This window comes from Bifidobacterium choloepi (assembly GCF_010667615.1).
Classification (GTDB): Bacteria; Actinomycetota; Actinomycetes; order Actinomycetales; family Bifidobacteriaceae; genus Bifidobacterium; species Bifidobacterium choloepi.
In genome coordinates, this window is sequence record NZ_VYSG01000001.1 from 906,190 (window position 1) to 918,214 (window position 12,025).

Genomic DNA, 12,025 nt, shown 5'->3' on the forward strand with positions numbered 1-12,025 from the left:
CCGAACGATCCGGTCCGGGCGGACCCTGCTCCCCTTCAGTCACCCCTACAGGAAGCACATTCGCGGATCGCCGGGCGGCGACCGCTCATCCTCTTTACTTATTAGCCGTCAGCGAAACTCCACCAGTGGCGGAACCGTCGGCTTTGGTTACGATTTTATGGTAGTTATGCAGCGAGGGCAACCCGTGTCCACTAAGCAAACCCAATATTTACCAATCTTTTCACCATCTCCACACGTCCTTCGTCCGGCACCCCGCCAATACCCCCATCGTGGCGCCATTTGCAATTCAGCAGACATAACCATGAATTTGTCGCGACTATTCCCGGCAATTTTTTGACGCATTCTTCAGTAATATGACTAAATTTTTCTTCATTGTGCGCTGCTACTTGAACACGAACGATTCGTCCTCACCACCCGCACGCAAGACAGCCCCGCCACGGATGGTCGGCGAGGAATCCCATCGGGATTTCACCGATCGCCCGTGGCGGGGCTGCGGTTCAGGAGGGAGATGGTACGGGTATGAATCAGGCCCGGCTCAGTTCCGGCGCCTGAGGAGGAAGGCCAGGCCGAGGAGGGCGAGCAGCGTGATGCCCACGCCGGCGATGACGACGAGCCGGGCGTTGCCGGAGCCGCCGGCGGACGGCAGCACGATGCCGGGAGTGTTCTCGATGTCGCCGAGATCGACGGTGAAGGAGTCGGACTGCTCGGCGAACGTCGAGTCGGCGGAAGCGGACGTACTGGTTGAACTGGCCTCGCCTGCCGAGTCCGTAGAGCCACTGTCGCCCATCGCAGTCTTCACGGCGTCGCCGCCGATCAGGAACGTCCACGTCTGGTCGGTCTTCGCGTAGCCGGTCGGCGCCGTCTTCTCGGCGACGACGTACTTGCCCCACGCCAGGCCGGTCAACGAGAACTTGCCGGTCGTCGCATCGACGTCCTTCGCCCACGCCGGATACGGCGTCTCGCCGTCGACGTCCGCGAACGTGCAGCTGCCGTCGGCCGTGCAGTCGGTGATCGTGTACGACTTGCCGTTGTAGGCGTAGTCGTCGGTGCCCTCGCCGTTGTAGGAGTAATAGGTGATCGTCCACTCCGAACCGGCGAGCGGCGCGGTGTCGGCACGATCGGACGAGATCTTCGTCCAGCTGACCGACCCGGGCACGCGGTCGTTCGCGATCGTGTTGGACTCCATCGCCGTCGTCGTGACCGGGGCGCCGGTCTGCGCGTCGAAGTTCGCGGTCGTGTCATGGTAGAACGTCCCGGCGGCGTAGGTCGCGGAGCCGACCGTCACCGACACTGAAGCCGTTCCGGATGCCGTGCCGGCGCCGACATAGAAGTAGTAGGCGCTGTCGACGTCGGCCTGATAGCCGTCCGGCGCGGCCGTCTCGACGATCCGGTACCAGTGCCCCGCCGGCAATCCGGCGACCTGGTACTGACCGCCGTCGGCGGTGATCGTCGCGTCGACGTCGGCGTAGGCGCCGTCGGCGAACTGCTGGACGGCGAACGTCGCGCCGGCGATCGCCTGCTGGTTCGTCGCGTCGACCTTCGTCCAGGAGATGCCGCCGGTCGACAGCTTGTTGACGATCCGTCCGTCGGAGTCGATCAGCGCGGCCTCGTCGTCGGCCGGATAGGTGAACGTGCCTGATGAATCGCTGGCTGCCCAGATTCTCGTGGCCGAACTGGCGGATGAATCGTTCGACGAATCCGTCGTGTAGATGGCCGCGATCCGCGTGACGACAGTGCCGCTGTCGGCGCCGGTCTCGATCCGGTAGATGTTCGTGTTCAGGTCGTAGCCGTCGGCCGTCGCGACCTCGCGGATGTAGTAGGCGGCGCCCTGCGCGAGGTTGTGCAGCTCGAGTTCGCCGGTCGCCGTGTTCCAGTCGCCCGACGAGACGACGTTGTCGGTCACGGTGAGGATGGCGTTCGTCGACGACTTCGCGTCGTCGAGCGTGCCGTAGACAGCCCACTTCGTGCCTTCCGGCACGGTGCCGTCGCTGCCGGTCTTGCTCCAGCCGATCGACGAGCAGGACGTGCTGACGGAGCCGGACCACGGGAAGTTGTGCCGTTCCTGGTCCATGTCGATGACGGACGCTGAATCGCCCTCGCCGACGCCCTTGCCGAACGTCGCGGCGACGGTCGGGTTGTCCATCATGAAGTCGCCGCCGACCCAGACGCGGCCGTTCGTCGTGACATGGTCGTCGAACGATCCGTACGGCACCATGATCGAGCCGAGCATGGCTGCGGCCGGATCGTCGCCGGACTTGCCCGAGTTGTACTGGCCACCGTAGATCGTCAGCGTTTCCGACGAGGCGAGGCCGGCGAAGTTCCACATGATCGACTTTGCGGCGGTGCTGTAGTCGGCGCGGTCCTCGTCGGTCACCGTGCCGTCGCCGATGCCGGCGTCCACGTAGCCGTCGCCGATCTCGTTGCCGTTCCACCAGAAGCGCCAGCCGCTATGGAAGCTGATGTTTCCCGTGGAACTGCCCGTCGTGTCGGCGACGACGTTGACGACGACCGACGCGCCGGACGGGATGTTCTCGAAGTCGAAATCGACGCCGCGATAGACGGTGCCGTCCTGGCCGGTGTCGCTCAGGTAGGATGCCGGCACGTCGAAGACCTGCAGCACGCTGCTGCCGTCACCGGTGAATGTCAGCAGTTTCTCGCGGTTCGAGGAGTCGAAGACGAACTGGTAGTTGATCGTGTTGCTGTTGTACTTGTAGCGCCAGTAGGCGGCATCGTCGGGCGCGGCGCTTTCGGTCACCGTGCCGTTCGCGGCCACGGCGGCGAGCGTTGCCGACTGGCTGGCCACCGTCTGCCCGTAGCCGGACAGGTCGCTCGTCGTCGCCGTGCCGTTCTTGACGATGCGCACGCCAGTCAGCGGATTGGCATTGCTGCCGGTCCACGTCACGGTGCCGTCGCCGGTGTAGTTGTAGACGGACTCGACCTGCTTGCTCCATCCGTCCGTGCCCATCGCGCGGCTCCTGGTACCGGCGATCTGCGCATTGTAGTAGGCATTGTCGCCGTATGTCGGATCCTTGCCGATCCAGCCGCGGCCGGTGGCTCCGTAGCCGAGGGCGTTCACGTCGTTGCCGTCGTAGTCGGCGAGCGTGATCTTGCTGGCGCTGGACAGGCCGGCGACGACGAGCGTGTCGCTGCCTTCCTCGCCGCGGTACTGCGCGCCGAAGCCGACGATGCCGAAGCGGAAGCCGCGGTTGCTCCACGAATTCTTGACGCTCTTGATCGCCAGCTTGCCCTGCACGAGCGTCAGGCCCTCGGCCTCGACGGCGTACGAGCTGACCGGCGTCGCGGCGTCCTTGCCGTATGCCGTGTTGACGGTGCCGTCGCTCGCCGTGCTCGGCGCGCCGACGTACATGTCGCCGCCGACCCACGTCGCCACGCCGTAGTCCGGCACCGACGTGTCCGTGCCGTCGCCGATCGTCACCGACGACGGCGAGCACAACGCGCCGGCGGCCAGTCCGGTTTCGGAGTCGGCCGTCGAGCCGGACGTCGAGCCGGAGCTCGCGGAACTGGAACCGGTGGCCTGCTCGGCGTCGGCGGCGAGCGGCGAGACCAGCAGCGCCGCCACGGTCAGCAGCATGACGACGACGGCGCCGGTCAGGCGGGACCAGGCCGCGGCGTGACCGGAAGCACGGGAAGCACGGAAAGTACAGAAAGTACGGAGGAGCGGGCGGAAAGGAACGCGCGGAAGACATTTTTTATCGGGAATTTGCTCCGTTATTTGAGAGTTTAATGATCCGATTATTTGCGAGTCGTCATGGATACCATGAATTTTCCGCACGGATACTGGGCTTGATGGATACACTTCCCCACGGCGACTCGCATGCTTCATCGTCATTCCCCTCTATCGCGCATCCCTGCGCATAAATCTCTTCTCTCAGGTTTTAATTATGCACAAATTAAAAAATAATTCACTCGCCAAAAATTAAATTCATGCATAAATAAAAAGAGATTTTCGAGTGGCATAACATATGAAATAGTCACATAAAAAATTCGCCATCACCGATACGCAATCACACATCAGCGCCGCGAATGACTCATTCCCCACCTCCGCCGCTGCGTAGATTTCCAGAGGAACCCAGCGGGAACCTTCCAGAATCCACGGAAACACGATCCGTTGCGAGCAATCCGGAAGGAACCCGGTACAGCCCTTCCAGAATCCACGAAAACCAGCCCCTGATTGCGGATTCCGGAAGGCCACCACTAGGCCCCTTCCGAAATCCACGCATATCAGGAATCAACGCACCAAGAGATATCACCCAGCGATCGCCCTGCATTGCGCAATAGCGCCCTCCACCATGAGATCACCCAGATGACGCTTGTCGCTCAGAGAATCTTCCGAAACTCTAGCATGAGCGAGCGCAGCCAGCTGTTCATCAAGCACTTGCGACAACACATCCGGGAGTCGCTCGGCCATGTCGTGAAGCATCCGCAGCATCTCGTCTCCGTCAACATACTGCGCATGGCCATCCACAAGACGACGCCAGTGACATTCTTCCAGACAATCCCATCGGTATTGCTTGCCGATGCTCATCGCCATGCGACGGTCACGACGTTGCGGACCATACGGGAAAATCGAGGCGATGTCATATAGCGGCGCCAGTCTGACGGAACCATCTCCGGGCTCGAGCAGCGCGTAGTTCTTGGCATGGGCATCGGTGCCGCCGATCAAGTAGTTGAAGGCGAGCGCCTGCAGGAACAATCGCTCACTCTCCTCGCCGGCTCGAATGGACGCAAGCAGCGCGAGAATCCTGTCGGTTCCCGGACCGCCGTCGGACTGATATTTGTTGTCGGTCATGACGGACAATGCCTGGCACATGTCTTCCTGATGAATTCGCTGCACGATCAGCCCGTCGGGGCCCAGCCCATAACTTCTGTCCCAGCGTTCGCTCACGATGGCCGGCACGCCGACAAACACACGATACGTCGTCGCGGCGGATTCAAGCCCAAGCCTGCCAGCGACATTCATGCACACGGTCTCGTTGAACGCATGTTCGGCGACACTGGTCACTCCGGGCTTCAAGATGTGCGTGGTCGCCGCGGCCCCCAGCGCTTCCTGCCATTGCGCCGTGAACGGATCAAGCCGCAACGCTATCTTGTCCTGGGCACCGTTGAGGGACCACCGCTCTTCGGCAGTTTGCCAGACGCCGCCTTCAGCATGCGCCGGACGGCTGAGTCGTTCCGCAATCTGCTGTTCGTCGATGGGCTGCAGGAGCTCAGGGCGGTCAAGCTCACCCAGACGATCCTCTGGCAGAAACTGGACGGCGCCGGCACAGTCCAGGCCAACCGCCGTCAGCAGCGCAAAAGGATTCCTCGGGTTAACGGCATGCATGGCGCCAATGTGCGCACGAACCGCAGGATCGTCGGGCAAGATCCCGTCAATATAAGCTTCCACCGGCAATCCCGACCAATGCCGGTTGCCGCGCGGCAGCGCCACCGACAGTGCAGGACCGCTGCCATCGTCATACTCAAGCTCATGCCGACCGCCGGCGTTTTCCGACAGAACGCCGACATGCTCGCCAGAGAGGAAGACATGCAGTTCCTTGACACTCATTTCGCTCCCTCCTCCCCGACTTCCCCGGCGGAAGCCTTCGCGGCGAGGATGGCGGCGCGGGCTTCTTCGTAGGTGAGATTCTGCAGCAACGGCCGCGGCGCGGCAGGGTCGGCGGCCGGCATGTTGGCGGCGGGGATGCCGGCAGCGTCGTCGCGGCGGAGAAACATCGCGAGGTGGAGGGTTTCGAAGACGTCGAAGAGACGATTCATCCCGGGGTTCATCAGCAATCCCTTCTCCAGACGGTTAATCCAGGTACGATCCGCTCCGATCTTGTCGGCCAACTGTTGCTGCGTAAGTCCTTCTTGTTTCCGCGCATCGCGCACAATCTGCCCCAGGAGCAGCAGATTGGGCACGCACCCGTAATCCGTCACGGCCTACCTCCGTTTTCCTTGCGTCATCTTTCCCTGTGGCCGCCCGATAAATGTAGATTATATGACACATTACGTAATGTAGCAAATAATCTACAGCGGGAGAAGCGCAACCATCCACCCCTCACTCTCGTCTGGATGTCGCAGGCCCGAGCCGGCAGCCCGGCCTCCGTGACATCATCAAAGGAGAGGAACAGAAAGCGAGGAAATGGACGGAAGAAACAGAGGCCTAGCGAGATAAAAATTTCAACATATTGAAAATTTTGGCGAGAATCGTGCGAAATTTTCAGCATACTGAAAATTATGTTTACCGAGCGACCGAAATTGATGGCGTATCTGGAGCAGTATCGCGATAACGGGCTGATCAAGGTGCTGACGCTGAACCACTACGACACCGGCATCACCGACGAAGGCATCCGGATCGAGTACGCCCCGGAGTGGCTGCTGGAAGAGGAGTAGGCCATCAAGTCCAAAGCGCACGTTTCGCGGTTTCGCTCCCCTATCATGCCACGGCCGAATCCTTCCATAATCCGCGACAACAGGGGTTGCTGCGCGCAATTTGGAAGGGGTCCGGCGCAGCCCTTCAGGAATCCGCGGGAACAGGATCCGTTGCGTGGACTTAGCGAGGGACCCAGTACAGCCCTTCAGGAATCCGCGGGAACTGGTTCCATCGGACGGATTTCGGAAGGCAGCCACTAGACGACTTCCAAAAAACGCGAATCAGGCAATGCCACTCCGGACCACGGTATTGCGCACGACCTCCAGCGTGCGGTTTCCGGGAAGCAGTCCGGCCGTTCCCCTACAAACGCACGCGCACGAGGGCGGCAGCGTGCGGAATCCGGGAAGCAGTCCGGCCGTTCCCTACAAACGCACGCGCACGAGGGCGGCAGCGTGCGGAATCCGGGAAGCCGCGGCACGGGTTCCCACCAAGCGCACGCGGGCGGCGCGATTTCCGTGCAGTTGCAGGGATGACCCGCAACCCCTTCCCAACTTCCGCACGCAAACAGGCCACTCCGCGTGCGTTCAGAGGGAATGCAGGGCGGGCCATCCCTGCAATCGCACGCACACGGGCAGCACGGACGTGCGGACCCGGAGAAGGATGCCAGCCATTCTCCGGATCCGCCGTCAACTGGCTCTACAACCCCGGAAAACAAGCGGCAAGCTTATCGGCAATACCATTACAGCCAGCCGCGGCAAAATACTCGATCTGATCGCGAACGGTGCGAGTCGGATGTTTCTTGGTGGCAACCATTTCCCGAAGAATTTCAACAAAGGACTCGGAATCCTCTTCATAGCAACGAACCAGCAATTCATCGGGATGGATGGCGCGAATGCCGTACGGCTCGAGTACGGATGACGGAAAATCCTCCAGATTGTAGGTGACAATGGACGACGCACCGGAAACCAAGGCAACAGCAACGACATGCTGGTCGTCGGGATCGGGCAGCCTTACCGTGTTTCCGTATCCGCGCCAGTTGGTCACCATGCTGTCAGGGAAAGCGGCCTCGACCGTCACGATATACTGATGAATCTCGCGGGCATCCTGCCGGTGGCGATGGGCAATCATGGCCCGATACGCTTCGTTCATGATGGCATCCGACCACTTCGGCTCGAAGAAATATGCTTCCGCAAGGCAGAGCAGCGGATCCAACAGCCACGTCCTGACAACGATGTTGGCATCGATGACAACTTTTTCCATGGCCACGATTCCGTCCCGCAAACCAAGCCCGGAAACGCAAACGATGTTTCACGTCCGCGGCCCGGTCTTGTGCTACCTTGTCCTCTTCGGCAGCGATGCCGGATCATCGTCATGCAGGCCAGCGTCATCGGCGAGGTCACGGGCTTGCGACAGCAGTTCGCACCGGCGCAGATGTTCGTCACGATAGGCCAGCAACGATTCGAGCGAAATCAGCCGATGCCCGGTCTCGCCATAGCGGAACGCCACCAGCTTTCCCGCATCTACCATCCGCGCGACCGTACGTGTGGAAACATGCAGGATCTTCGCCGCCTTTCCAGTCGTGACCATCCTGTCGGACTCGTCAACATGAGGCTCCAGGGCAGCATCGTCGACACCGGCAGTCCCGGAAATTCCGGTAACCGCATGCGTCAGCCGATCCTCGACTGATGAAGCCAGCTCATCGGCCATCGCCTCCTCGGCTGCCTTCAACGCCGCTTCATAGGCGCGCTCGTCCAGCTCGTACGTCATGCCGTTCCCGCGCAGCGCAAATTGCACCGGCGCCGAATCGTCAACAATCCTGAGTGCCATCGCAGCCTCCCGTCATCCGCGCTCGCCATTGAGCATCCATCGTCATTTGCGATGCGAACCATTCTATCACAAACCGACAAAACGGACAGCACGGACAAAACAGACATCACTAAAGCAAACCCGAACTCGCCGCCAGGGCTTGCAACAGAGGCCGCAATACATCTCATGGCTGTTGATTATTTGCCACATCACGGAATGTGGCAAATAATCAACATTGCCGATGAGGTCTTCCATATAATCAGCGTTCCTTCTCGGCGTCTGCACGCAAAGAGGAACGGCAGCGTGCGTTTTCCGGGGATCAGCAGCACAGGTTCCCACTGAACGCATGCGGGCGGGGCGATTTCCGTGCAGTTGAAGGGATGCCCCGCAACCCCTTCCCAACTTCCGCACGCAAACAGGCCAGTCCGCGTGCGTTCGGAGGGAACGCAGACTGGGCCGTCCCAGAAATCGCACGCTCGCGGGAGGCAGGGTGTGCGAAAACGAAGAACAGCACTGGTCCCGTCCCAGAAGTCGCACGCACACGATCGGCACGGACGTGCGGAAACACAGAACCGCGCCGGCCATTCTTCGCGAACGCACGCACGCGGGCGGCAGCACGGTCGACAGCACGGCCGGCATGGTCGGCATGATCGGCACAGAGGAACCGGGCCTCGGGCTCAGCCGAGGGTCTGGTCGATCAGGTCGAGGATGCCGGAAACGTCTCGGCCGCCAACAGCCATCAGGGGTTCGGAACCGTCGGCACCAGCCCGCGGCGTCACGACGACGACGGGAACACCGTCGGACTGGTATTCATCGGCCAGCTGCGGATACTCGGCGATGTCGTAGGCCTCGGCGCGCACGTGGCCGGTCAGCGTGGCGATGCGGTCGCACGCCTCGACGGTGGCCTGGCAGTACGGGCAGGTCAGCGACACGAGCAGCAGGATGTCCACATCCTGCTCGAGGGAGTCGATACGCGCCAACTCGTCGGACGCGACCCCTTGTCCGTTGCCGCCGGCGTCCAGGATGCCGGCCAGCAGCGCGACGAACTGCCGGCCGCCAGGCACGCCATGGAACGCGATGCCCGTCTCGCGCATCGTGCCCGAACGGTCGGCCGCCAGCACGCGCGTCGTCGGCAGCGCATGCGGCAACGGCGCAGTCGGGTCGGAAATGTCGCCGCCACCGTCTTCCGACGACACTTCCTCGGCATGCACGGTCAGCTTGCCGCGCGACGCGTCCGCAAGCTGATTAGCCAGGGCGTGCGTCTGTTCGGACGCCTCGCCGCCGTCCAGCGAGAGCCGCAACTCGACCGGGACGGTCAGGGACGCGAATAGCGTTTCCAGCTGCTGTATTTGTTCGTCGGTGAGCATGTCTTCATCCATCAGTGTTCCTCCTTGGACGCCAGGTGCGCGGCGGCAGTGCCGACGCCTTCGCTGAGTGCTTCGTCAAGCGATGCCTTGAGATGCGTCGGCTTGATCCCCGCGGGCGCGGAGCAGAACGGCGTGCGTACTGCGGTCTTCCTGCCGGCGTTCATGGTGGCCTTCGCGGCGGCCGGCGTGATGTCATCTGCCATGGATACCCCCTTCAGATATCGTTCATTGGCCATAATGGGTCACGCCTGTCCACATGAACAGGAATGTTCGCCGCCAGAAAAGACAGCCACCGCGCGGAATCAGGTAATCCGGCGAACGGCTTCGCGGTAGACGACGTTGTCGTCGCGAACGGAGACGACGACAACGACCATCTCGTGATCACGACGCTCGAGTCGGTAGACCACCCGCAACCCGTCGCCTTTCAGCTTGACATTGCAGTAGCCGGTGAGGTTGCCGTCGCGCTTGTGCCCTAGCGGCTTGCCGTATCCGCCCTCGGTGGCCGGCAGTGGATTCTGCCGCACGCGCTCCAGCATGACATGCACATGGCTCTTGGCAGGCTCGCGAAGCTTGGCAATGTCCTTCTGCGCCTCGCGAGTGTAGCGAACATCCCACGCTTCCATTACTCGAACTCCGGCTCGAATCCGTCATCGACTGGCCGATAGTTCTCGCCGAAGACTTCGTCGGTAGTGAGCAGCGTGCCGTCGTCGTTCTTGTCGCGCTCGAGCGCTTCGAGGTAGAGAGCGAAGTCTTCCTGTGCCTCGGTGAATCGCTTGTAGTCCTCTGGCGTGATCATGACTGCGGCCGGCCGGTTGTTGCGCATGACGACGACAGGATTGTTGTCGGCGACACGATTCAGCGTCTTGCTGGCTCCTCCGTGGCTCAAGTCGGAGACGGAGACGAGGTTGTCCAGCGAAATCGTTCCAGCCATGACCGGTTCCTTTCTTGGCGAGCTTGAGTGAATACGAATAATGATACTCCTGATGATCATTATTTTGTATCATTTCATGCTTGCGTTTTGCGAAAAGAGAGGAAGGAAGTGCCCCGCGCATGAAAAACCGGCGGCGGCTCCGGGCGGGAGGTGCGAGGTGAAGGGAGCATCGCACGATTCCCTCTGGGATTCCGGAGCCACGCCGCCGGTCGCCGCCGATAGCCGACGCCGCGCCGCCTGTCCTGGCGCTGGCGAGGGATCGTGCCGGCGTCCCCGGGCCGTCCGGTCGCCGCTGGCGGTTGGGGTTCCAGCGACGCCGGCCAACCCGGCTCATTGAACGTCGCGAATCGGACCGTCACCATTGACGATCCGTCCAGTTTGTTCCTACCCCCTATTTTCCTCGTTTCGCCCGGCATGTGCATCCTCCCGCGCGTCCCGCCACATCTCTCTTTCGGACGTGCCAGCCCCAGGCTTCAACCTCAATATTGCAGCATTCCTGTTCCGTCAAAAGTCAATATGTGGAAAGGCGTCTAATCGCCCACATTCGTGTCATGGTTGTCGCCCCTCACTCCCCCTCATCCACATGCCTTCTTGCTTCAATTGCCCGACTTCGCACACTCCCTCAAGATGGGCAGACCAACTCACCTCCGAGGAAGAAAGTGAGGGACGGAATGCTATCATCAAGGTCATCGCATGTGCGGTTCGATTGGGTAAGGAGGCCGGATGGAACCAGCGAATTCGAGGATTATCTACTGACAATGGACCCCGCTAGCCGGTCGGCAACACTCGCCAAGATCCAGCAAATCGAAGAGCTAGGATTGTCGGTTGCCATGCGCAAGGAGTGGGTAAAGAAGCTCGAGAACGATCTGTATGAAATTCGGATTCGCGTCAAGGGAAACCAGTACCGCTCCCTGTATTTCCACGCTTATGACAATATGTATCTGATCACCCACACGTTCATGAAGAAGACGCAGAAGACCCCGAAGAAAGAGCTCTCGCACGCCCGGGCCGTGCGGGCGGCTTGGAAAGGACGGCAGTAATGAGCGCGATTCAGGAACTCGCGGCGCGGTATGCGGCCGAGGATCCGCAGTTCAAGAAGGCCTATCGCAAGGAAACTCGCAAGCTTGAGATCTCCGTGGCGATGACGGACCTGATGGACGAGACTGGCCTGTCGGCGCGTGAGTTGGCACGGCAGTCGCACCGGCCACTGTCGTTCATTCGGCAGCTGGAAGCTGGTCGGATCGACGCGTCCGTAAGCTCGCTGGAAAAGATAGCCAACAGCGTTGGCAAGCGCCTGAAGATTTCGTTCGTCGACGAATAAAGTTTGAACGATTCATCCGCCCAGTCCCCTCTTCTTATTGTCATGAACCCGAGCCTCAGGCTCGGGTTCATGACGTCTGGGAGGGAAGGACCGCAGCGACAAATGGCGGCTCCGGAGAGGAGGTCCGGGGCCGCCATTGTGGGATTGTTGGGGTTTCTCTTCTTCTCTCGTTCCTCCTTTGGATCGGGATAATTGGATTGGATTATGGGGCTTGGTTGGCATGAACC

General features: G+C 61.2%; 12 protein-coding genes. 3 read left to right on the forward strand and 9 right to left on the reverse strand.

What is annotated here, in order from left to right; all coding sequences use genetic code 11:
* Positions 1-535: 535 nt before the first annotated feature.
* The 3 genes from F6S87_RS03725 to F6S87_RS03735 all read right to left on the reverse strand — a co-directional run bounded on the left by F6S87_RS03725 (position 536) and on the right by F6S87_RS03735 (position 5,937).
* Positions 536-3,592 carry a SpaA isopeptide-forming pilin-related protein gene (locus tag F6S87_RS03725; RefSeq protein ID WP_163227264.1) on the reverse strand — a complete coding sequence of 1,019 codons (3,057 nt, stop codon included), beginning with the start codon at positions 3,590-3,592 and terminating at the stop codon, positions 536-538.
* Positions 3,593-4,267: 675 nt separating this feature from the next.
* Entirely contained in the window at positions 4,268-5,566 is a 1,299-nt protein-coding gene (locus F6S87_RS03730; RefSeq protein WP_163227265.1) for a type II toxin-antitoxin system HipA family toxin, read from the reverse strand.
* Entirely contained in the window at positions 5,563-5,937 is a 375-nt protein-coding gene (locus F6S87_RS03735) for a helix-turn-helix domain-containing protein (protein ID WP_163227266.1), read from the reverse strand. Before F6S87_RS03735 ends, F6S87_RS03730 begins: the two co-directional genes overlap by 4 nt.
* Positions 5,938-6,261: 324 nt before the next feature.
* On the opposite strand from F6S87_RS03735, the gene F6S87_RS08835 reads away from it, so the two are divergent.
* Positions 6,262-6,393: a hypothetical protein gene (locus F6S87_RS08835; RefSeq protein WP_269202065.1), complete on the forward strand. Its 132-nt coding sequence runs from the start codon at positions 6,262-6,264 to the stop codon at positions 6,391-6,393.
* Between the two features lie 676 nt (positions 6,394-7,069).
* Here F6S87_RS08835 and F6S87_RS03740 read toward each other — a convergent pair.
* The 6 genes from F6S87_RS03740 to F6S87_RS03765 form a co-directional block, all read right to left on the reverse strand.
* Positions 7,070-7,633 (reverse strand): PIN domain-containing protein, encoded by a 564-nt coding sequence (locus F6S87_RS03740; RefSeq protein WP_163227267.1) that lies wholly within the window; start codon positions 7,631-7,633, stop codon positions 7,070-7,072.
* A 72-nt stretch (positions 7,634-7,705) separates the two neighbouring features.
* Entirely contained in the window at positions 7,706-8,200 is a 495-nt protein-coding gene (locus F6S87_RS03745) for a helix-turn-helix domain-containing protein (protein WP_163227268.1), read from the reverse strand.
* A gap of 656 nt (positions 8,201-8,856) precedes the next feature.
* Complete coding sequence (locus tag F6S87_RS03750; protein WP_163227269.1) at positions 8,857-9,558, reverse strand: thioredoxin family protein; 702 nt, start codon at positions 9,556-9,558, stop codon at positions 8,857-8,859.
* The gene (locus F6S87_RS03755) at positions 9,558-9,749 is read right to left on the reverse strand and encodes a hypothetical protein (protein WP_163227270.1); all 192 of its coding nucleotides are present in this window, start codon (positions 9,747-9,749) and stop codon (positions 9,558-9,560) included. The genes F6S87_RS03750 and F6S87_RS03755 overlap by 1 nt, the downstream gene beginning before the upstream one ends.
* A 99-nt stretch (positions 9,750-9,848) precedes the next feature.
* A complete protein-coding gene (locus F6S87_RS03760) occupies positions 9,849-10,169 on the reverse strand; it encodes a type II toxin-antitoxin system RelE family toxin (RefSeq protein ID WP_163227271.1) in 321 nt (106 codons plus the stop codon).
* Positions 10,169-10,477, reverse strand: a complete 309-nt coding sequence (locus F6S87_RS03765) for a type II toxin-antitoxin system Phd/YefM family antitoxin (RefSeq protein ID WP_163227272.1) — start codon at positions 10,475-10,477, stop codon at positions 10,169-10,171. Before F6S87_RS03765 ends, F6S87_RS03760 begins: the two co-directional genes overlap by 1 nt.
* A 671-nt stretch (positions 10,478-11,148) precedes the next feature.
* Between F6S87_RS03765 and F6S87_RS03770 the strand changes: the two genes are divergently transcribed.
* Both F6S87_RS03770 and F6S87_RS03775 read left to right on the forward strand, forming a co-directional pair.
* The gene (locus F6S87_RS03770) at positions 11,149-11,517 is read left to right on the forward strand and encodes a type II toxin-antitoxin system RelE/ParE family toxin (protein WP_163227575.1); all 369 of its coding nucleotides are present in this window, start codon (positions 11,149-11,151) and stop codon (positions 11,515-11,517) included.
* A complete protein-coding gene (locus tag F6S87_RS03775; protein ID WP_163227273.1) occupies positions 11,517-11,798 on the forward strand; it encodes a helix-turn-helix domain-containing protein in 282 nt (93 codons plus the stop codon). Before F6S87_RS03770 ends, F6S87_RS03775 begins: the two co-directional genes overlap by 1 nt.
* Positions 11,799-12,025: the final 227 nt, after the last annotated feature.

What these genes read in the sequence shown, in the direction of transcription:
- F6S87_RS03725 (WP_163227264.1), bottom strand. Translation starts at nt 3,592, where the DNA reads ATGCTGCTGACCGTGGCGGCGCTGCTGGTCTCGCCGCTCGCCGCCGAC.
- F6S87_RS03775 (WP_163227273.1), top strand. Translation starts at nt 11,517, where the DNA reads ATGAGCGCGATTCAGGAACTCGCGGCGCGGTATGCGGCCGAGGATCCG.
- F6S87_RS03765 (WP_163227272.1), bottom strand. Translation starts at nt 10,477, where the DNA reads ATGGCTGGAACGATTTCGCTGGACAACCTCGTCTCCGTCTCCGACTTG.
- F6S87_RS08835 (WP_269202065.1), top strand. Translation starts at nt 6,262, where the DNA reads ATGGCGTATCTGGAGCAGTATCGCGATAACGGGCTGATCAAGGTGCTG.
- F6S87_RS03740 (WP_163227267.1), bottom strand. Translation starts at nt 7,633, where the DNA reads ATGGAAAAAGTTGTCATCGATGCCAACATCGTTGTCAGGACGTGGCTG.
- F6S87_RS03770 (WP_163227575.1), top strand. Translation starts at nt 11,149, where the DNA reads ATGCTATCATCAAGGTCATCGCATGTGCGGTTCGATTGGGTAAGGAGG.
- F6S87_RS03750 (WP_163227269.1), bottom strand. Translation starts at nt 9,558, where the DNA reads ATGGATGAAGACATGCTCACCGACGAACAAATACAGCAGCTGGAAACG.
- F6S87_RS03745 (WP_163227268.1), bottom strand. Translation starts at nt 8,200, where the DNA reads ATGGCACTCAGGATTGTTGACGATTCGGCGCCGGTGCAATTTGCGCTG.
- F6S87_RS03760 (WP_163227271.1), bottom strand. Translation starts at nt 10,169, where the DNA reads ATGGAAGCGTGGGATGTTCGCTACACTCGCGAGGCGCAGAAGGACATT.
- F6S87_RS03730 (WP_163227265.1), bottom strand. Translation starts at nt 5,566, where the DNA reads ATGAGTGTCAAGGAACTGCATGTCTTCCTCTCTGGCGAGCATGTCGGC.
- F6S87_RS03755 (WP_163227270.1), bottom strand. Translation starts at nt 9,749, where the DNA reads ATGGCAGATGACATCACGCCGGCCGCCGCGAAGGCCACCATGAACGCC.